Origin of the sequence: Gracilibacillus dipsosauri (assembly GCF_003176895.1) — a bacterium.
Taxonomy (GTDB): Bacteria; Bacillota; Bacilli; order Bacillales; family Amphibacillaceae; genus Gracilibacillus; species Gracilibacillus dipsosauri.
Map to the genome: position 1 here is coordinate 770,160 of NZ_QGTD01000008.1, position 19,978 is coordinate 790,137.

A 19,978-nucleotide genomic window follows, 5' to 3' on the forward strand; every position below is an offset into this window, starting at 1 on the left:
ATTAGTTACCTTATGTAATTGAATGGTTATGGTATTTTATTTAAGTTCACATTAGTGAATAAAGCCCTATCCATAAAGATAGAGCATTAGTTGTAGCTATTTTTTCACATTGCTTAGTCTTGAGTAATAGAAGCCTCTCTTATTCGATCGAAAAAATATAAGAATAAATCGGTTGATTTCCTTTGTGCACTTCTATTTCAATATCTTCATATTTCTCTTCTAAGAAACGAACCATTTCCTCTTCTTCATCACTTGAGGCATCTTCACCACTTAATATAGTAATGATTTCATCTTCCTCTTCATCGACGATTTCACTTAACAATTGCTTTATAACTTCCATTTGATTTGGATTGGTTGCAACGATTTTACCATCTGCAAGCCCCATAAAATGGCCGTTCTCAATTGTCATCCCATCAATCTGAGTATCTCGCACTGCATAAGTAATTTGTCCTGTTTTGACATCTTTACTTGCAGCTACCATTTGTTGTTTGTTTTCTTCTAATGTTGTGTCTGGATTAAATACAAGTAATGCAGACATTCCCTGTGGTATTGTTTTGGTTGGAACTACCTCAACTTCAGCATCCACAATTTCTGCTGCTTGCTCGGCTGCCATCACAATATTTTTATTGTTTGGTAATATAATCACCTTTTCCGCATTCGCTTTTTCTACTGCGTTGGCAATATCTTTGGTGCTTGGATTCATGGTTTGTCCACCTTGGATAACAATCGTTGCACCAAGACTTTTGAGTAATTCATTAAGCCCATCGCCCATTGCGACGGTGACAATTGCAAAATCCTGCTTTTGTTTTGGCTTAAGGTTATTTTTTTCGGTGATTTTTGAATGTTGTTCCCTCATGTTTTCAACCTTTAAGTTGATAAAGCTTCCGAAGCGTTGACCAAGATTGAAGACATCCCCTGGATACTCTGCATGAATATGAACCTTAACAATCTCATCGTCAGACACTACTAATAATGAGTCACCATGTTGGCTTAGTTCTTCTCTGAATTTTGTTTCATCGTATGGATGCTCTTTCAGTTTATCTTCTTCAAAACGAACCATAAACTCTGTACAATAGCCATACTGAATGTCGTCGGTTTCCATGAAATCCTGAGCTTGTTTATGGTGTTCAGCATGAACTAAATCTTCTAGATCCATTGTGTCGTCAATATTATGTTCAGGTAATTCTTCTCCTTTTAGTGCAGCAAGAAAGCCTTCATAGATCACTACTAAACCTTGTCCACCACTATCCACCACCCCTACTTCCTTTAAGACTGGCAATAAATCTGGTGTTCGTTTTAAGGATGCTTTTGCCGCTGCTACAACCTTCTCTGTAAATAAGATAATATCAGACTCGGAATCTGCGAGCTTCTTTGCTTCATTTGCCGTATCTTTAGCCACCGTAAGAATTGTACCTTCTACAGGCTTCATCACTGCTTTATAAGCGGTATTAACACCACTTTCTAAGCCTGAAACAAAACCTGCTATATCTAGCTCTTTTTTTCCTTCAATTCCTTTTGCAAATCCTCTAAACAATTGTGATAAAATGACTCCAGAATTACCTCTTGCACCCATTAAGAGCCCTTTTGCAAATGCATTCGCAATATCTGATACATTTTGCTCATTTGCTTGCTTTACTTCATTCGCACCAGACGTGATCGAAAGATTCATATTTGTCCCCGTATCGCCATCCGGAACAGGGAATACATTTAGTGCGTCAATTTTATCAGCATTATTAGATAAATGATGAGCTCCTGTTAGTACCATCCTTGCAAAGGTAGCTCCATTAATTGTAGTATTCGTCACTTCCTAGTTCCTCCCTCAAACCATATCAAAAAATATTGATATTTTGATATCCCTCTAATTCTTGTTTTCATCTATTTTAATCTTGGCTTACCCGTACGCCTTGAATATAAATATTGATCGAATCTATATTCAAGCCAAGAGTCTTTTCTAATTTATATTTCACTTGTGATTGCACATTATGAGCCACCTCTGAAATTTTGGTGCCATAACTTACTATGATATACATATCAATATGAATATCATTCACTTGTTGTCTTACTACGACTCCTTTTGCAAAGTTCTCTTTCCGTAAAATTTCCGCAATACCATCTCTTAATTGGTTTTTAGATGCCATGCCTACAATGCCATAGCATTCTACTGCCGCTCCACCTGCTACTGTCGCAATTACTTCGTTTGTAATGGTTACATGACCATCCTTCGTTTTTATTTCAATAGACATAACTCAACCTCCTAGTATTCAAATATAGACCTTTTCGCCAAGTAACCACTGTAGTTACTGACATCCAAACTTCTAGGAACCTTCTCTTGTGGATCCGTTAAATTTCTACGAACAATAGAAGGAATGATTCTCGATTAGACACTTTTATCATCTAAGTTTATTATATACCAAATGGATAGAATGTAAAAAAAGTTTATCACAGCTATTACCATATGAAAGCTTATCCATTATAGAATGGCGGAAAAATGAAATTCTGTCAAGCCTCTACGCCTTAATCCACTGCGTGAAAATATACTTACTAAAACTTTTCCAATTGAGAAAAACTTAGAAGAATAATTGCAAATATGAACGATCTATGATAAATTATATAAGTATGTACAGAGTTAGTGTAAGCTAGGAGGGAACAATGATGGGACGTAAATGTGTAGTAACTGGTCGCAAAACGACTTCAGGAAATCAACGTTCACATGCGATGAACGCAAATAAGCGTAAATGGAAAGCAAACGTACAAAAAGTTAGAATAATGGTTGACGGAAAACCAAAACGCGTATATGTTTCTGCTAGAGCTCTTAAATCTGGCAAAGTAGAGCGTGTCTAATAATATGTTTGTTAAAGAAAAGGCCCCTTCATGTAAGGAGCCTTTTCTTTTTTTTTACTTTTTATTGCCCGAACCAAGTATTGCTCTTAGGAAACCACCTAAAAACTTAGGTAGTTTAATTGTATAAAATTTCATTCTACCCCTCCCCGCCTTTTGAAAAGCACATTTCTATACTCTTTTTATAGCTTATGATGGTTGACGGAAAGAATTGCATCCTAGTACAATTTTCCATCATGTTTCTTTAGCTTTTCAATGGATCCACACTCTTTATCATTATTAATATGCCATCAGTAAAAGAAAAAGTACCTTGCTCGTCAATTATTTGATTAGAAATACATAATGTCGAGCCCCATTCAATTGTTATCTTATCAAGCGGGTAATAAAATCCTTTTAAGGTTAGGTTTTTTACCATTTGGGAAAATGGAATAAATGAAATATATTGTCCTGGATGAACATTTTTAATATGGTATTTGCCAGATTTATAAAGTGATAATTGATTCTGATGATCTACGATTTCGCCAAAGACATTTCGTTTCATTAACCGATAAAGTAAATGAATATTAGCTAATTCGTGATCCAATCTTCCACCTGTAACACCAAATAACTGAATAGAGTCAGGCTCTTGCTCTAGAGCTAACCGAATAGCAAGCTCTAGGTCGGTCTCGTCCTTTTCTGTAGGGTATAGAACGAATCTAGGAGTAGCAGCTTTAATTAATTCTTTGTCGTGAACCGAAACCGAATCAAAATCTCCTACAGCCATATGGATGTCAATCCCTGCGTCTAACAAATATTTTGCACCTAAATCAGCTCCAATCCAAAAATCAATTTGGTGTTGGAAAGCTAGAAGATTCGCAAGTAATTCCTTTGGTCCGCCAGCCACTATACCTATTCTCATTTTGACAACCTTCCAATTTGTGTTCTATTTATCCCCATCAGTGGGAAAATACTACTGATGGTAGTCTCACTTTAAGCATTTCTTAATATATTCATTGCTTTTTGACGGTCTTTTTTGTTAAATATGGCACTGCCAGCCACTAGTACATCAACACCTGCTTCTTTACATTGTTTCACTGTGTTCTCATTAACCCCGCCATCGACTTCAATCTCAAATGATAAATCGAAATCTTCTCGCCAACTAACGGCTTGCTTCACTTTATCTAATACTTCTGGAATAAACAATTGACCGCCAAACCCTGGATTCACTGTCATAAATAATACTAAATCCACATATTTCAAAATTGGTTTAATGCTTTCAACAGGAGTGGCTGGGTTAATCACAACACCCGCTTTTTTCCCCGTCTCCTTGATTAGGTGAATTGTGCGATGAAGATGTCTACATGCTTCCACGTGCACGGTAATTATATCTGCTCCCGCCTCAGCAAATTGCGGGATATACCTATCCGGATTTTCAATCATTAAATGAACATCTAGTACGGTAGAGGTTATTGGTCTTATAGATGAAACAACTAAAGGACCAATTGTAATATTTGGAACAAAATGACCATCCATTACATCTATGTGAATATAATCCGCTCCGCCATTAACTACATCCTCAATCTCTTCTCTTAATATGGAAAAATCAGCTGATAGGATTGATGGTGCAAGTTTTACTGTCATATTAATACCTCGGCTTTCTCTGCTTTATTTCTTCAATAAAATGTAAATAATTTTCATATCGTTCTGCTAGTATTTCTTTATGTTCAACTGCTGTCTTTACTGCACAACCTGGTTCTTTTATATGCATACAGCCCCGAAATTTACATGTGTCTCGTCGTTCGACAAACTCTGGAAAACAATTCGGTAAGCTTTCTAATTCTAATTCGGCAAAATCTAATGCGCTAAAACCTGGTGTATCGGCAATTAGGCCATTTTGAAATGGTATTAATTCTACATGTCTTGTCGTATGTTTTCCTCTACCTAGGCTTTCTGATATTTCATTTGTTTCTAGTTCAAGCCCAGGAATCAGTGCATTAAGTAAGGAGGTCTTTCCCACTCCAGACTGCCCAGCAAAGACAGAAATTCTTTGCTCAAGAAAGCTAGAGACTTGTTCCACTAGATCTTGATCTTCTTTCGATAAAAAGCGAATGGTATAGCCAATATCCTGGTAATATTGCAATTTAGATTGCAAGGATTGAGCTTCACTTTTTTCAAGCAAATCCATTTTTGTGAAGAATAGTATTGGCTGAATATGTTTTGATTCAACCATTACTAAAAACTTATCTAACAAGTTCAAGCTTAGATTAGGCTCTTTAGCCGAGGACAATACGATCGCTTGATCAACATTCGCAATTGGTGGACGAACTAATTCATTTTTTCGGTCATCAATTGCTGTAATATATCCTTCTTGTTCTCCACTCTCTTCAAATTCTACGGAGTCTCCTACTAATGGTGTGATTTTCCTTTTACGAAAAACCCCTCTGCCTCTACAACGAAACACTTTGCCATTATAATCAACATAATAGAAACCACTCAATGCCTTTATTATTCTGCCTTTTGCCATTTACTCACCCTTTACATCTTCATAGCTTATTGTCTTTTCAATTAATAGTTCATCATCTCGCAATACTTTGTAGGAAGCTTCTTCAGCTTCGGCTATGGTTAAATCAATCTTAAAAGTAGTATCCTCTGTAATCATTTCCACTTCCTGATATAACTCTTGAATGGAATGATTAACATCGCCTACATAAATGCTAACAGATTGGGCTTCATTTTTATCAGGATCCTTCGTATATGGGACAGTAAAGGATTCGGTATGGGTAACTTGTTTTGGCTGTTCTGGCCCCTTAGAAACAGTAATTGTAATTTCTTGGCCTTTAACAACTTCCTCATTAGCAGCTGGATTTTGATCAATTACTTGCCCTTCTTCTACTTCATCGTGATATTCTTCAACAATTTTCGGCTTCAAATCATTACTAGTTAAATACTCCTCTGCTTCACTGACAGTCATTCCTGCTAATCTATTTAAACGAAATGTTTCCTGACCTTTACTTACTTCAAAAATAACCTTTGTATTACTTGGGACAACCTTATCACCTGGTGATGGTTGATGCTGAGATATGATCTTCCCTACAGGCTGATCAGAAAAAACCTCGTATGAAATCACATCTTGATAGCCAGCATCCAACAAACTTTTCTCTACACTCTCGTACTCTTCCCCAATATAATCTTCAAATTCCACTGTATCAGGACCTGTACTCACGTATACTGTAATATCTTTTCCTTCCTTCACCGTAGAATTGGCAGCAGGATATGTTTCGATAACATGATTCTCTTCTATTTCTTCGTGTGCCTCTGTTTCTTTGTTTACTTTTAACTGTAAGCTTTCTAATTCTTCCAATGCTTCTTGATAGCTTTGACCAGATACGTCTGGGATTTTCACATCCTTCGGTTCAAATAAACTTGGAAGTACAAATAGAGCTAATAGAATCGCGCCACATAATATCACTAAAAGACTTGTTACCCAAATTATAGACTTTTTTCTTTTCTTCTTTTTCTTTTCTTTTTTGGGCTTTTCCTTCTTACTAGTTTTAGAATCTGCTTTAACAATCGTTTCATCATCGGCGGCACTTACTTCTGTGTATGTGTCCTCTTTTAAAATGGGAATGGCCTTTGTAGTCCCATCTTCCTCATTATTAGGAGGTTCAAACCTCGGTTCATGAAGCTTTTCGGGATCTAATGCATGGATAACAGCATTTTCCATATCCATTGCCGATTGATAGCGATATAGCGGATCCTTCGTGGTCGCTTTCAGCATAATATTTTCAACAGATTGTGGAATATTTGCCTTCCATTCACGTATAGAGGGCAAATCCTTCTGCAAATGCTTTAATGCGATGGAGACAGCAGATTGCCCTGAAAACGGAAGCGTTCCAGTAATCATTTCAAACATTACAATACCAAGGGAGTAAATATCTGACTTAACATTAGCCTTTCCTCCACGAGCTTGTTCAGGAGATAAGTAATGGATCGACCCGAGAACAGAATTGGTTTGAGTTAATGCTGTGGCGCTAAGTGCAACAGCTATTCCAAAGTCCGTCACTTTAACTTGACCATATTGATCGATCAACATATTTTGGGGTTTTATATCTCTATGTATAATACCATTATCATGGGCATGTCCAATAGCGGATGAAATTTGAGCCATAATATCCAGTACTTCTTCTAGCTCAATTGGTGCGTGTAATTGAATATATTGTTTTAATGTCATCCCATCAATATATTCCATTACCATATAATAGATTTGATCTTCTTCCCCAATGTCATAGATACTCACAATATTTGGATGAGATAAGCTTGTTGCAGCTTGTGCCTCCCGATGAAACCTTTTAATAAATTCATCATCATTTGCATATTCTAATCTTAATACTTTAATAGCCACTTCACGATCCAAAATTAAGTCGTTTCCTAGATAAACATTGGCCATACCACCACCGCCTACCAGTTTTTTTACTTGGTAGCGGTCGTTTAAAGTTCTCCCCTCTAACATTCAGAATCACCAACTTCTTCTTGCTGCTCGATAAGCGCGAGGGTAATATTATCCTCTCCACCACGTTGATTGGCCAATTGAATTAATTCATCAATTAATTGTTGTGAGCCTTTCTGTAACAATTTTTGATAAAGCTCATTATCGTCTATTTTATTTGTGAGCCCATCTGTACACAGTAATAGCTTGGACCCTTCTTCCCATGTTGTAGAATAAACATCTGGTTCTACATCTTTTTCCGTGCCAAGGGCCTTTAAAATAACATTTTTACGAGGATGAACCTGTGCATCTTCCTCTGAGAGTTGGCCAGTTCTCACTAGTTCACCCACTAAGGAATGGTCTGCTGTAATCTGCTTGTAGTCTTCCTTGTCTAGTAAGTAAGCTCTACTATCCCCGATATGAGCAACACTAATAAATGTTTGATGGCATATAGCTGCTACAATCGTTGTTCCCATCCCTTTGTATTTATCTTCCTGCTGTGATTGTTCATATACGGTATTATTTGCTTTAGATACAGCGGATTGTAACCACACCTCAGCGCTTTCCTTGTTGCTTACACGCGGTTCCTTATTTTCCCACATTCGTACTACACTTTCAATCGCTAATTGACTCGCTACATCTCCAGCCTGATGGCCTCCCATCCCGTCTGCCACTAGTGCCAATATGTGATCCGTATCTTCCAGAACAGATACTGCATCCTCATTAATTTCTCTAATCTTTCCTTTATCTGATCGAAAATAATATTTCATCCATTTACACCTCTTTACAAGGATTTCATCATTTCACACTATCTTTCTTTGTAAGTCTTGTAATAAAAAAACCATCACTATTTAAATCTTGAGGAAATAGTTGAATACCAAACTCAGTAAGACCTTGGCTATTTCTAAGGCCAATAGGTAACTCTTCAAAAAATAAGGGGTCTACTATAAACCGTTGGTTCTCATTCAAGAATCGCTTAATCACTAACTCATTTTCTTCTTTATTCACTGTACATGTACTATAGATTAATTTCCCATCCTTTTTCAATAATAGGGCTACGCTTTCTAATATCTCTTGTTGAATGGATACCAATTTTTTAATATCTGCCTCTTCTTTATTATATTTGATATCAGGTTTACTACGTAATACACCTAAACCAGAGCATGGGGCATCAATTAGAATTCGATCAAATGTAGCTTTTTCGTGCACCTGATCAAGTTTTCGTGCATCCGCCTGGCCTGTTTGGATACAAGTAAGTCCCAATTGTTCCGCTTTTTTCTTTACAAGCTTTGCCTTCTTTTCATGCAAATCATAAGCGAAAACAGTCCCTTTGTCACGTATTTTCTCTGCAATATGAGTTGCTTTTCCACCAGGGGCACTACAGGCATCTAATATCGTCATGCCTTCCGAAAGGTCCATCATTTCCGCAACTAGCATGGAGCTTTCATCTTGAACGGTGAACAGGTGTTCATCAAAAGCAGGATGTTTTAAAACATTTCCCTGATCGATTAAAATGCCTTGTTCTGATATTTCTGAGGCTCTTACTTTCAAACCGTCCTCGTGCAATTGTTTGATAAGGTCTGTTCTTTTGACTTTTAATGGCTGTGTACGAATACTTATTTGTTTATGGGTTATATTTGTTTCACACATTGCTTTTGTTATGTCTATCCCATATTGCTTAATCCATCTATTTACTAACCAATTTGGATGACTTGTAGTGATGCTGATTCTTTTATCTTCCTTCTTAACTTCATTTAAATCTGGTAATCCATTTCGTTGAACAGAACGTAACACACCATTGACAAAATTAGCAATTCCTTTGTGCCCACGTTTTTTAGCGATTTCTACAGACTCGTGAATGATAGCATGATCAGGTATTTTCGTCAGATAATGCATTTGATAAATAGATAAATAGAGCAGCCATTTCACCCAATTATCCAGCTTTTTTTTCTTATTAACAAAGGAATTAAGGTAGTATTCAAGTGTCAATTTGTGTTGTAGGGTGCCATAAACAATTTCTGTTAATAGCGCACCATCTCGTGTATCCAAATCATATTTTTTCATGGCCTGATCAATGGTTAAATGACTATAACCGCCTTTTTCCCCTATTTTCAGTAATAAATCTAATGCTATTTTTCTTACCTGATCATTTTTCTTCATTCGCCTAATTTCTCCCCTACTTCAAGGTTATTCCCAACACCTCTTATAAAATCTGCTGCTGACATCTTTTTTTTGCCAGCTGGTTGAAGTGTCTTAATGATTATCCCTTTACTATCACCTGTTGCAACAACAATACCATCCTCCGTTATATCGACAATCTCACCAGGATGTTGATTCGTTTGCTTTTCCGATTTTGTGGCATGGTAAATTTTTAGATTGTTTCCTCTCCATTTAGTGGAAGCTACGGGCCATGGGTGCAAGCCACGTATTTGATCAAAAATTTGCTGCATCGAATTTTCCCATTTAATTTTTTCTTGCTCTCTTGTAATGTTCGGAGCAAATGTCGCTAAAGCTTCCTCTTGCTTTATAGGTTCAATTTGTTCATTAAAAATTTTCGGAATCGTATCGGAAAGTAAGTCTGCTCCGATCACTGATAGTTTATCATGTAAACTTCCGACATCATCTTGTTCGGTGATCTTTACCTCTGATTGACTGATAATATCACCAGCATCTAATTTTTCTGCCATGTACATAATAGTAATACCTGTTTTTTGATGGCCATTTAATATGGCATAATGAATGGGAGCTCCACCTCTTAATTCTGGCAATAGTGAAGCATGAACATTGATACAGCCATATCTTGGTATGTCTAACAGCTCTTTAGGTAAGATTTGGCCAAATGCAGCGGTCACAATTAGATCTGGTTCTATTGCTTGTATTGGTTCGAAATTATCTTTTATTTTTTCTGGTTGAAATACAGGAATATTGTTTTTTTCTGCAGCAACCCTCACAGGTGGTGGTGTCATCGTTTTTTTTCTACCTTTTGGTCGATCTGGTTGGGTGACAACTAATTCTACCAAATAACCATCTTCTAATATTCGCTCTAATATGGGAACTGCGAAATCAGGTGTTCCCATAAAGATAACCTTTTTCATTCTTACCAACCCCATTTTCCTTTACATTAATTGATATGGTTCAAAATCCACCGTTATAGTAAGATCATTTTTTTGAATATCTTCATAATAATAGTCGAGTATTTTACGAATAATCTCGTGTTGCATTGGTTCATTTTTATATTTTATCATGCACTGATAGCGATATCTATTGTTAATCCTTATAATCGGTGACGGTGTAGGTCCTAAAATCGTTGCATCATTTGTTAGATGTTTATACAATAGCTTGCTAATCATTTTCGTGACCTCCATTACCTTCAATTGGTTAGGATGAGACACATTAATTAGTGTTAGAAAATAATATGGAGGATAATGAAAATTCTTTCGCATATTCATTTCCTGTAAAAAGAATTGAGTATAATTATATTGGCTTGCTAATTCAATACTATAGTGCTCTTTTGAATATGTTTGAATAATTACTTCACCAGGAAGCTGATGACGCCCTGCTCTACCACTAACTTGCGTTAATAATTGAAAGGTTTTCTCTGAGGCTCGAAAATCTGGTAAATTCAACATAGCATCCACTGCAAGCACACCTACTAAAGTGACATTTTCAAAATCTAATCCTTTCGCGATCATTTGAGTTCCTAACAATATATTCGCTTCTTTGCTTTGGAACTTCTGCAGTAACCGTTCATGTGCACCTTTTCTCCTCGTGGTATCAACATCCATTCGTACAATTTTTGCATCAGGGATGACCTGCATCAAGGCTTCCTCCACTTTTTGGGTACCTGTTCCAAAATAACGAATCTGATCACTCTGACAATTTTCACATTCTTGCATCATTGGTATTTGATAATCACAATAATGACATTTTAATAAATGATTACTTTTATGATAGGTTAAAGCTATATCACAATGTGGACATTTCACTACATCCCCACATTCTCGACACATAACAAAAGTAGAATATCCCCGTCTGTTTAAGAATAAAACTACTTGCTCTTTTTTGGCTAATCTTTCTTCGATCGCACCTAGCAATCTCTTGGAAAACATCGTCCGATTACCAGCATGTAATTCTTCACGCATATCGACAATTTCTACCGGGGGCATTACTTGGTTATTCATTCTGTCAGGCATTTCTAATAAATGGTATACATTTTTTTTTGCACGGGCATATGATTCAAGTAATGGGGTGGCACTTCCTAATACCACTGGACATTGATGATAAATCCCACGTTGCTTCGCTACTTCTCTTGCATGGTATCGCGGCTGTTCCTCCTGCTTATAGCTTGTTTCATGTTCCTCATCAATAATAATAATACCTATATTCTCAAATGGAGCAAAAATAGCTGATCTTGCGCCTACAACTACTTTTACTTCTCTTTTATGAATCTTTGTCCACTCATCAAATTTTTCTCCAGGCGATAAGGCACTATGTAATACCGCTACTTCCCCACCGAATCTCTCTTTAAAACGTTGAACCATTTGTGGAGTTAGTGCTATTTCTGGAACTAAAACAATCGCTTCTTGTCCTTTTTGTAATACTTTTTCTATAGATTGTAAGTATACTTCTGTTTTCCCGCTACCCGTTACTCCATGGAGAAGAAATACCTCAGACTGTTCCTTCTCGATTGCCTTCCATATTGGTTCAATAGCAACTTGCTGTTGATCACTTAAGGGTAGTGGTTTTGTTCGTTTAAATTCTCTGTTTTGGTAAGGATTACGGTATACCTTCTTTTCAATTTTCTTTAACAATCCCTTTTTAATCAATGCTTGAATAGTACTCGTTGTCGTCTCACAAGCACGAAGTAAATCACCTTGTTCGACAGATTCATTATTTTTAAGAAAATATTCTAACACTAACCGTTGTTTTTGAGCGTTTTTGGATAGATCTTGTATCGCCTCTTCTATTAAGTATAACTCTTTATTTGGTTCAATAAACGATACTTTTTTGATCGTTTCCTTCGATTGAACTATATAATGAATCTGAACATGTCCATTTTTCATTTCCTTGTGTAATTCTCGATAATTTCCATTTCGCTGCAAAAACTCATCAAAGCTAATAACTGTTCTGCCATCAAATAATTTTTGTAAGGACTTCGGCAATTCTTCAAAGGTTAATGCTTCAATTTCCTTTTTGTATTTTGCTTTTAAAACTTGTGGTAGCATTGCTTGATATGCTTGAATATATAAACTAATTGTCTCCTCTGCAAGCCATTTACCTAGTTCTAATAATTCATCTGTTAATACAGGGGTCATATCCATTACCTGACTAATTTTACGCAACTTATCAAATTCAGATTCCGCTACAAGATTGACAACGAATCCCATCACCTTTCTTGGTCCAAACGGTACAGAGACTCTCATACCTTTTTTTATTAATCCTACCATCTCAGGTGGAACGAGGTAATCAAACGAGTGATTCGTTTGATTTGTCGGAACATCGACAACTACTTTTGCTACTTGCATATTAATCCTTCCTTAATTCCTGATCAATAAATAATAATATTTGTTTAGCGATTTCGTTTTTAGAGTTTTGGTTGATGTGATTTTCTTTTCCATCCTTCGTTAAAAAGGTTACTTCGTTTTGATCTGATTGGAAGCCAATATCGATTCGACTTATGTCATTTATCACAATCGCATCTAAGTTTTTTTTCGTTATTTTTTCTTTACCATATTCTATTAAGTGTTGACTTTCTGCTGCAAATCCCACCAGATATTGATCCTGTTTTTGACCTCCAAGATACTCTAAAATATCACGTGTTCTTTCCAATTCTATAGACAAATTATTTGGTTGTTTTTTTAATTTTTGCTGATGGAATTCAACAGGTCGATAGTCTGCTACGGCTGCAGCACTAATCACAATATCCATTTCCCCATACAAACGATTCATCTGTTGAAACATTTCCTCTGCTGTTACTACATCAAATCGGTTCACATGCTTAGGAGTTTCAAGTGAAGTAGGACCAGAGACCAAATACACTTGGGCGCCTTCTTTACTAGCTTCTTCCGCAAGTGCATAACCCATTTTTCCTGACGAATGATTCGTAAAAAAGCGAACAGGATCTATTGCTTCTCTGGTCGGTCCAGCCGAAATTAATATTTTCTTCCCTGTTAAATGTTGTCTTGACTGAAATTGTTGCTCTAACAAACGAACAATTTGCTCTGGTTCTTCTAAGCGACCTTTCCCAACATAACCACAAGCGAGATAGCCTTCTCCTGGTTCGATGAAATGATAACCCCAATTGTCTAATGTCTGCATATTCCGTTTAACTGCAGGGTGTTGGTACATATGAACATTCATTGCAGGAGCGATGTATACGGGGGCTTCTGTTGCTAACATTATCGTTGTTAACATATCATCTGCTAACCCGTTAGCGATTCGACCGATTAAATTAGCGGTGGCAGGGGCAAGCAAAATGAAATCCGGCCAATCTGCCAGATCAATATGTGCAATCTTATTCGGGTCCTTTTCATCAAACGTATCAATATAGACTTCATTTCTTGAAATAGCTTGAAAGGATAGTGGTGTAACGAATTCAGTTGCACTTTTAGTCATGACTACTTTCACATTAGCTCCAGCTTGCGTTAGCTTACTAGTTAATGCAATAGCCTTATATGCCGCAATTCCTCCTGATACACCTAATAATACTTTTTTTCCATTAAGCATGATCTCACACCCTCAAAATGAATTTTTACAAGTACTGTATAGAAGAAACCCTCGCAAGCAGAAGCAATGCGAGGGATATAATCGTCTCATTATCAGGGAGACTTCCGTCAGTAGAATTTTCTCTTTCTTCATAGCTAGCGAAACTTATCAGGATGTTAAGCGCCTGTTCTTCTAAGCTTTATATGTTTGATCTACACACCTCTTAAAGCAAAGGAGTTAAGTACACTAAGCGCCGTGATAACTGAAATTAATCTATTACCGAATCTTCGTCTACTGTTAGTTTTTCTTCTAAAATTTCTTCTAAGGCTAAACCTACATATGTTGCAGAGTCAGGACGGGAAACCTGATGGATCTTTGTGTCTTGAATTTGTCTAGCTCTTTTGGCAGCTAAAGTTACCAACGTGTATTTTGAATTGATTTTCGATTGAAGCTTATCAATAGATGGCTCTAATATCATTCTTTTTCAACCTCCAATAATGATTTATATTGTTTAATTACTCTTTCTTTTTTACAATGCTCTCCTTGGACAATGGATTGAACTTTGCTTACTGCATTCATTACATCGTCATTCACCACAACATAATCATAGGCATCCATCATCTCAATCTCATTACGCGCTTCTTCTAATCTACTCGAGATTAGATCCTCAGACTCTGTACCTCTATCTTGTATCCGATTTTTCAGCTCCTCTAAACTTGGAGGAATTAAGAATATGAAAACACCTTGAGGAAAGTTTTCCTTAACCTGCATGGCACCCTGTACTTCAATTTCAAGAAATACATCATGGCCATCCTCGATCATCTTTTCTACATATTGTTTTGGTGTTCCGTAATAATTGCCTACATATTCAGCATATTCTAATAGCTTTCGCTGTTGTATCATTTCTTTAAACTCGTCATGGGTACGGAAGAAATAGTCTACACCATCTCTTTCGCCCTCACGTTTTGAGCGGGTAGTCATTGAAATTGAATATTTCAAGTTAGTATCTTGCTCAAATAATGCCTTTCTAACAGTTCCTTTGCCAACACCTGAAGGTCCTGACAAAATAAATAGTATCCCTTTTTCTTCTATCAAAATACTTCCTCCTATTTATTCATCACTAATTTCATCATGACTAATCACTCTTTGTCCAACGGTTTCAGGTTGAACGGCTGATAGTACAACATGATCACTATCTGTGATAATAACAGCTCTTGTCCTTCTTCCGTATGTAGCATCAACTAACTTATTATTATCTCTTGCTACTGTAATAATTCTTTTAATTGGTGCAGACTCAGGTGATACAATTGAAATTATACGATTTGCGGAGACTACATTTCCAAAGCCAATATTAATTAATTTTAAACTCATCTCGAGCTCCCCCTTATTTAAATAAGAACACATTTCTCTATTATTCAATATTTTGAATCTGTTCTTTGATCTTCTCTAAATCACTTTTCATATGTATAATTTGTTCACTTATTCCCGCATCATTTGATTTGGATCCGATTGTATTACACTCTCGATGCATTTCTTGTACGATAAAGTCCAATCGTCGCCCCACTGCACCTACCTCGTGCACCAATGAAGCAAATTGATTTATATGACTATGCAATCTTGCCAATTCTTCAGATATATCCCCTTTTTCTGCTAGGACTGCTATATCCTGATTTAACTTAGTTTGATCGATAATTGGAGCATCCTGAAGATATTCATCCATTCTAGCTTTTATTCTTTCTTGATACTCTATTATAACAATATTTCTTCGTTCACCCAACCATTTTAATTTATTTTCTATGTTTCTTATATAATTCAAGATATCAATGCATAGATTTTGTCCCTCTTTTTTCCTCATTTCCTCTACTTGTTTTAACGCTTCTGCTATTTTTTCTAATATAATGGAATCTAAGTGGGAACTCATTTTGCTATCTTCTTCTTCGATTTCCATAACTTGAGGTAATCGGGCGACTAAATCTATCGTTATCTCTCCAGCAAGGTTCAATTCTTTTTGTACTTCCTTTAACTGCTCGACATATTGCCTCACAAGATTCCAATTCGTTCGCATGCGTTGTTGTTGTAACTGCTCACCTTGTATTTGTATGGAAAGCTCCACTCGTCCTCTATGTAAATGTTTTTTTATCATTTGTTTTATTTTGTTCTCGATTGGTAAAAGGAAATTCGGTATCTGGGAAGAGATATCTAAAAAACGATGATTAACTGTTCTCATTTCAATTATAATATTCCAATCTTCTGTCTGATACTGTGCCTTTCCATAGCCTGTCATACTTCTCATTCCAATCACTTCCAATTAATAACTAGTATGGACGCACTTTATCCACCATAAACATCATACCAAAAACAAGAAAGCTTTCACAACTGATTTTGAGTCTGATTGGGTAAATAATAAAGCATCATGTTATAATATGAAAACGAGGTGATAGAAATGGTCTTTGATGGAGTCGTAACAAGAGCTATTGCTCATGAATTAGATAGGAAGCTTTCTTCTGGAAGAGTCCTTAAAATATATCAACCAACAGAAACAGAGCTATTGTTCACCATCCGACAATATGGAGAGAATAAACAATTGTTACTGTCTGCACACCCTTCTTATGCAAGGATTCATGTAACAGAAGATCAATATGATAATCCTAGAGAACCAACCATGTTTTGTATGATGTTAAGGAAACATCTAGGTGGTAGTTTCATTGAATCCGTCGAACAAATAGAAAATGAAAGGATTCTTCACATCCATTTCCAAACAAAAAACGAAATTGGTGATTTAAGTGTAAAAAAGCTAGTCGTTGAGTTAATGGGAAAGCACAGTAATATCATTTTAGTTGATCAAGATAGACAATTGATATTAGATAGTATTAAACATATTTCTGGTGCACAAAATAGACATCGATCTATTCTTCCAGGAAATGAATACATCTCCCCCCCTAGTCAAAATAAGGTAAATCCAATAAACGTGGACGAAGAAATGTTCATTCGCAAGCTTGACTTTAATGCAGGAAAACTGGATCAACAAATTGTCCAAACATTTATGGGGATCTCCCCACTTTTAGCAAATGAAATTATTTACCAAGCAAGGCTCGGGAATTTAGACGATTATAAGCAAGCTTTTAAAAAAATTATCTCCCCAATTAGAGAAAATGAGTATGTGCCACAAATTCTGCACGATAATAAAAGTCGTTTTTATGTTCTTGATTTAGAAAGTTATAGCGGTGAGAAAAAACGTTTTAATAGTGTAAGTGAAATGCTAGATACTTATTATTCCGGAAAAGCAGAACGAGATCGTGTCAAGCAAAAAGCAGGTGATTTAATTCGTTTTTTAACGAATGAAGTGAAAAAAAATCAACGAAAGCTCTTGAAGTTAGATAAGACTTTAGAAGAGGCAGAGCATGCTGATCGATATCAACGAGATGGAGAATTGTTAACTGCGCATATGCACCTTGTCCGAAAAGGAGATAAACAGGTTGAGGTGACAGATTATTATGATCCAAATCAGGTGACAAGAACCATAAAACTCAATGAGCATAAAACACCAAGTGAAAATGCCCAAGCCTTCTTTAAAAAATATCATAAATTAAAAAAGTCTAAGCAAATGGTGGAAGAAGAGAAGAAGAAAGCTAATGAAGAAATTGTCTATTTAGAAGAGATTATCGAACAAATTAATTCTGCTCGCGAACAGGATATTGAAGAAATCCGAGAAGAATTACAAGAACAAGGTTATTTAAAGAAAAAAAGCGGAAAGGGTAAACCAAAGAAAAAAACGACAAAACCAGAACCTGAAACCTTTTATGCGTCCGATGGTACTATTATCTTAGTTGGTAAAAACAATAAACAGAACGAGTATTTAACCAACCGTATTGCTCGAAAAAATGAAATTTGGTTGCATACAAAGGATATTCCTGGATCACATGTTGTCATTCGTTCCACTGATCCTAGTGCAGGCACATTACATGAAGCAGCGCAATTAGCTGCGAACTTCAGTAAGTCAAAAAACTCTTCTTCCGTACCAGTGGATTATACGTTAATTCGCCATGTTAAAAAACCGAATGGGGCAAAGCCTGGATTTGTAATATATGAAAACCAAAAAACTCTTTTCGTCACACCAGATAAAGCGTTTATAAGCAAATTAAAAAATAAATAGCAAGAGCGATCTCATTTGAGGTCGCTTTTTTTATACGTTAGGAAAGTATAAATTTTTGCAGGAGGTAAAGCGACGAAGCGAAAATCTTGATGTCCAAAGTATAAGAAAAGCTAACGCATCCGCTAAAGGATGATATGAACGGGCGTCCAGCGATTTTGTTCTGGACGAACATCCTCATGCTTAGAAAACTTCATTCAGGGTATGAATAAGTGAAATGGAAAAATAGCGGGAGATGAAATGGATGAAAGATAAATTCTTACTAAAAATTAGAGATAGCTTCTGGTTTGTTCCTTTTCTTTATGGAATTAGCGCCATTATTCTTGTCTATCTTATTATCTATATAGATGCCATTGTTATCGATCATTTTAAACAAGAAATACCCAATGTATTGCTAACCTCTACGGAGGTAGCCATCGAATTGTATGCATCTTTAGTTACTGCAGTGTTAACAATGACAACAATCAGTTTTTCCGTCATTATGGTTGTATTAACGACTTACAGTATGCAGTTTTCTCCGAGGACCTTACAAGATTTTATGCATCATCAAACAACGCAGCATGTTCTTGGTGTCTATAGCTTTAGCTTTATATTTGCACTTCTTAATTTATTGATGGTTGGAAAAGCAGACCTGCTTCTTGGTCCGATAATCATGGTAATAATCGCTATTATTGATTTAGCATTTTTTATTTCATTTATCCATCATTCGGCCAGATGGATTCAAGTAAATAATCTCATTGCTTCGATTCGAGATGATGGTACAAAAATTATTAAACGATCAGATAAAGAGGTAGACTTTGTTGAATCAGAAGAGTGGAATGAAGAAGAAATAAATGGGTTAGGTAAGTTACAAATAACAAAGATTCCAACATTAAAATCTGGTTATGTCCAAAAAATTGATTGGGATGGATTAGTCCGATGGGCTATGAAACATGAGTGTGTCATTCGGGTACATGTACATGTTGGTGATTTTGTTTCACAGGAATATGTCCAAATGTCCGTATACAGGAACAAATCCATCGATACTTTCCAAATGCTCGAGGAAATGGTTATTGTTGGAAATGAAAGAACAGACCTACAGGATATTGAATTTATATTACAAAAAATGGTTGAAATAGCTTTAAGGGCTATCTCACCTGCGGTTAACGACCCTCATACAGCCATAAATTGTATTAATCGAATTGGAGCGTTACTTATAGATATCGGTGAATCCTATAAGGAGACAAAATTTATTGCGGATAATAATAACAGACTCAGAGTAATCAAAAAAACGAAAACCTATCAAAATTATCTGTACAAAAGCTTTTATCAAATTCGCCATTATGGAAAAGAAGATATTTCTATTGTTTATAGTATGATAGAAATATTATTTAAAATAGCAATCGTTAGTGACGATAGAATAAAGAAAGAGATTTGGAAATTTCATGGTTACATTATGGATATTATCGATTGGGAATCATTATCAGAGTTAGATTATTACCATTTGAAACAGATATACGATAAATTAGTAGCTTGCTGTTCTGGATATGAGCATACAAAATAATGTGAAATCAGGATGATAATTAAACAATTAACAACCCAGACTCTATCCTTCGGCTAAGTCTGGGTATTGTTTTAGTAATCTTTAATCATCTTTAGTTTTTATGATTAACTTTAAACTTAATTCGATTGATAATAGCCAGCTAATAGTATATTTCCTTAGCGCAAGATTCTACTTAGAGAAAAAATACTACTGCACCACCCACATTCGTCATCTTTGGATTCAGAATAAGTCGAACAATAGCGAATTTATTCTTTTCTTGCGGTTGCCCGGGAAATGA

Annotated in this window: 19 protein-coding genes; 3 read left to right on the forward strand and 16 right to left on the reverse strand. The window is 36.0% G+C overall.

What is annotated here, in order from left to right:
• Window positions 1–139: 139 nt before the first annotated feature.
• Together DLJ74_RS10865 and DLJ74_RS10870 are read right to left on the reverse strand one after the other, a co-directional pair.
• Complete coding sequence (locus DLJ74_RS10865) at window positions 140–1,804, reverse strand: DAK2 domain-containing protein (protein ID WP_181397508.1); 1,665 nt, start codon at window positions 1,802–1,804, stop codon at window positions 140–142.
• A 76-nt stretch (window positions 1,805–1,880) separates the two neighbouring features.
• Window positions 1,881–2,243, reverse strand: coding sequence for an Asp23/Gls24 family envelope stress response protein (locus DLJ74_RS10870; protein ID WP_054859520.1), 363 nt, complete (start codon window positions 2,241–2,243; stop codon window positions 1,881–1,883).
• Window positions 2,244–2,652: 409 nt separating this feature from the next.
• Between DLJ74_RS10870 and rpmB the strand changes: the two genes are divergently transcribed.
• Complete coding sequence (gene rpmB, locus DLJ74_RS10875) at window positions 2,653–2,841, forward strand: 50S ribosomal protein L28 (protein ID WP_054859521.1); 189 nt, start codon at window positions 2,653–2,655, stop codon at window positions 2,839–2,841.
• A gap of 54 nt (window positions 2,842–2,895) precedes the next feature.
• Here the strand turns inward: rpmB and spoVM are convergent, their stop codons facing one another.
• The 14 genes from spoVM to DLJ74_RS10945 all read right to left on the reverse strand — a co-directional run bounded on the left by spoVM (window position 2,896) and on the right by DLJ74_RS10945 (window position 16,301).
• A complete protein-coding gene (gene spoVM / locus DLJ74_RS10880) occupies window positions 2,896–2,976 on the reverse strand; it encodes a stage V sporulation protein SpoVM (protein ID WP_054859522.1) in 81 nt (26 codons plus the stop codon).
• 106 nt (window positions 2,977–3,082) lie between these two features.
• Entirely contained in the window at window positions 3,083–3,736 is a 654-nt protein-coding gene (locus DLJ74_RS10885; RefSeq protein WP_109984456.1) for a thiamine diphosphokinase, read from the reverse strand.
• Between the two features lie 71 nt (window positions 3,737–3,807).
• On the reverse strand, window positions 3,808–4,458 hold the full coding sequence (gene rpe / locus DLJ74_RS10890) for a ribulose-phosphate 3-epimerase (RefSeq protein ID WP_109984457.1): 651 nt from the start codon (window positions 4,456–4,458) through the stop codon (window positions 3,808–3,810).
• A gap of 1 nt (window position 4,459) precedes the next feature.
• A complete protein-coding gene (rsgA, locus tag DLJ74_RS10895) occupies window positions 4,460–5,341 on the reverse strand; it encodes a ribosome small subunit-dependent GTPase A (protein ID WP_109984458.1) in 882 nt (293 codons plus the stop codon).
• Window positions 5,342–7,327, reverse strand: coding sequence for a Stk1 family PASTA domain-containing Ser/Thr kinase (gene pknB, locus DLJ74_RS10900; RefSeq protein ID WP_109984459.1), 1,986 nt, complete (start codon window positions 7,325–7,327; stop codon window positions 5,342–5,344).
• On the reverse strand, window positions 7,321–8,073 hold the full coding sequence (locus DLJ74_RS10905; protein WP_054787586.1) for a Stp1/IreP family PP2C-type Ser/Thr phosphatase: 753 nt from the start codon (window positions 8,071–8,073) through the stop codon (window positions 7,321–7,323). The genes pknB and DLJ74_RS10905 overlap by 7 nt, the downstream gene beginning before the upstream one ends.
• Window positions 8,074–8,101: 28 nt before the next feature.
• Window positions 8,102–9,463, reverse strand: coding sequence for a 16S rRNA (cytosine(967)-C(5))-methyltransferase RsmB (rsmB, locus tag DLJ74_RS10910; RefSeq protein WP_109984460.1), 1,362 nt, complete (start codon window positions 9,461–9,463; stop codon window positions 8,102–8,104).
• Entirely contained in the window at window positions 9,460–10,398 is a 939-nt protein-coding gene (fmt, locus tag DLJ74_RS10915) for a methionyl-tRNA formyltransferase (RefSeq protein ID WP_109984461.1), read from the reverse strand. The genes rsmB and fmt overlap by 4 nt, the downstream gene beginning before the upstream one ends.
• Before the next feature lie 21 nt (window positions 10,399–10,419).
• Window positions 10,420–12,828 (reverse strand): primosomal protein N', encoded by a 2,409-nt coding sequence (priA, locus tag DLJ74_RS10920; protein ID WP_109984462.1) that lies wholly within the window; start codon window positions 12,826–12,828, stop codon window positions 10,420–10,422.
• Window position 12,829: 1 nt separating this feature from the next.
• Window positions 12,830–14,029: a bifunctional phosphopantothenoylcysteine decarboxylase/phosphopantothenate--cysteine ligase CoaBC gene (gene coaBC, locus DLJ74_RS10925; protein WP_109984463.1), complete on the reverse strand. Its 1,200-nt coding sequence runs from the start codon at window positions 14,027–14,029 to the stop codon at window positions 12,830–12,832.
• A 247-nt stretch (window positions 14,030–14,276) separates the two neighbouring features.
• On the reverse strand, window positions 14,277–14,486 hold the full coding sequence (gene rpoZ / locus DLJ74_RS10930; protein WP_109984464.1) for a DNA-directed RNA polymerase subunit omega: 210 nt from the start codon (window positions 14,484–14,486) through the stop codon (window positions 14,277–14,279).
• Entirely contained in the window at window positions 14,483–15,103 is a 621-nt protein-coding gene (gene gmk / locus DLJ74_RS10935; RefSeq protein ID WP_054859528.1) for a guanylate kinase, read from the reverse strand. Before gmk ends, rpoZ begins: the two co-directional genes overlap by 4 nt.
• A gap of 15 nt (window positions 15,104–15,118) precedes the next feature.
• Window positions 15,119–15,379 carry an extracellular matrix/biofilm regulator RemA gene (remA, locus tag DLJ74_RS10940; RefSeq protein ID WP_054787587.1) on the reverse strand — a complete coding sequence of 87 codons (261 nt, stop codon included), beginning with the start codon at window positions 15,377–15,379 and terminating at the stop codon, window positions 15,119–15,121.
• Between the two features lie 40 nt (window positions 15,380–15,419).
• Entirely contained in the window at window positions 15,420–16,301 is an 882-nt protein-coding gene (locus DLJ74_RS10945; protein WP_109984465.1) for a YicC/YloC family endoribonuclease, read from the reverse strand.
• Window positions 16,302–16,451: 150 nt separating this feature from the next.
• On the opposite strand from DLJ74_RS10945, the gene DLJ74_RS10950 reads away from it, so the two are divergent.
• Complete coding sequence (locus DLJ74_RS10950; RefSeq protein WP_109984466.1) at window positions 16,452–18,161, forward strand: Rqc2 family fibronectin-binding protein; 1,710 nt, start codon at window positions 16,452–16,454, stop codon at window positions 18,159–18,161.
• Window positions 18,162–18,402: 241 nt separating this feature from the next.
• On the forward strand, window positions 18,403–19,701 hold the full coding sequence (locus DLJ74_RS10955; RefSeq protein WP_109984467.1) for a DUF2254 domain-containing protein: 1,299 nt from the start codon (window positions 18,403–18,405) through the stop codon (window positions 19,699–19,701).
• Window positions 19,702–19,978 lie beyond the last annotated feature (277 nt).

Bases quoted from the DNA above. Each gene is read 5' to 3' on its own strand.
- DLJ74_RS10905 (WP_054787586.1), bottom strand. From the start codon at position 8,073: ATGAAATATTATTTTCGATCAGATAAAGGAAAGATTAGAGAAATTAAT.
- spoVM (WP_054859522.1), bottom strand. From the start codon at position 2,976: ATGAAATTTTATACAATTAAACTACCTAAGTTTTTAGGTGGTTTCCTA.
- coaBC (WP_109984463.1), bottom strand. From the start codon at position 14,029: ATGCTTAATGGAAAAAAAGTATTATTAGGTGTATCAGGAGGAATTGCG.
- DLJ74_RS10945 (WP_109984465.1), bottom strand. From the start codon at position 16,301: ATGAGAAGTATGACAGGCTATGGAAAGGCACAGTATCAGACAGAAGAT.
- DLJ74_RS10950 (WP_109984466.1), top strand. From the start codon at position 16,452: ATGGTCTTTGATGGAGTCGTAACAAGAGCTATTGCTCATGAATTAGAT.
- DLJ74_RS10870 (WP_054859520.1), bottom strand. From the start codon at position 2,243: ATGTCTATTGAAATAAAAACGAAGGATGGTCATGTAACCATTACAAAC.
- rpoZ (WP_109984464.1), bottom strand. From the start codon at position 14,486: ATGATATTAGAGCCATCTATTGATAAGCTTCAATCGAAAATCAATTCA.
- priA (WP_109984462.1), bottom strand. From the start codon at position 12,828: ATGCAAGTAGCAAAAGTAGTTGTCGATGTTCCGACAAATCAAACGAAT.
- DLJ74_RS10955 (WP_109984467.1), top strand. From the start codon at position 18,403: ATGAAAGATAAATTCTTACTAAAAATTAGAGATAGCTTCTGGTTTGTT.
- fmt (WP_109984461.1), bottom strand. From the start codon at position 10,398: ATGAAAAAGGTTATCTTTATGGGAACACCTGATTTCGCAGTTCCCATA.
- rpe (WP_109984457.1), bottom strand. From the start codon at position 4,458: ATGACAGTAAAACTTGCACCATCAATCCTATCAGCTGATTTTTCCATA.
- rsmB (WP_109984460.1), bottom strand. From the start codon at position 9,463: ATGAAGAAAAATGATCAGGTAAGAAAAATAGCATTAGATTTATTACTG.
- DLJ74_RS10885 (WP_109984456.1), bottom strand. From the start codon at position 3,736: ATGAGAATAGGTATAGTGGCTGGCGGACCAAAGGAATTACTTGCGAAT.
- remA (WP_054787587.1), bottom strand. From the start codon at position 15,379: ATGAGTTTAAAATTAATTAATATTGGCTTTGGAAATGTAGTCTCCGCA.
- rsgA (WP_109984458.1), bottom strand. From the start codon at position 5,341: ATGGCAAAAGGCAGAATAATAAAGGCATTGAGTGGTTTCTATTATGTT.
- rpmB (WP_054859521.1), top strand. From the start codon at position 2,653: ATGGGACGTAAATGTGTAGTAACTGGTCGCAAAACGACTTCAGGAAAT.
- pknB (WP_109984459.1), bottom strand. From the start codon at position 7,327: ATGTTAGAGGGGAGAACTTTAAACGACCGCTACCAAGTAAAAAAACTG.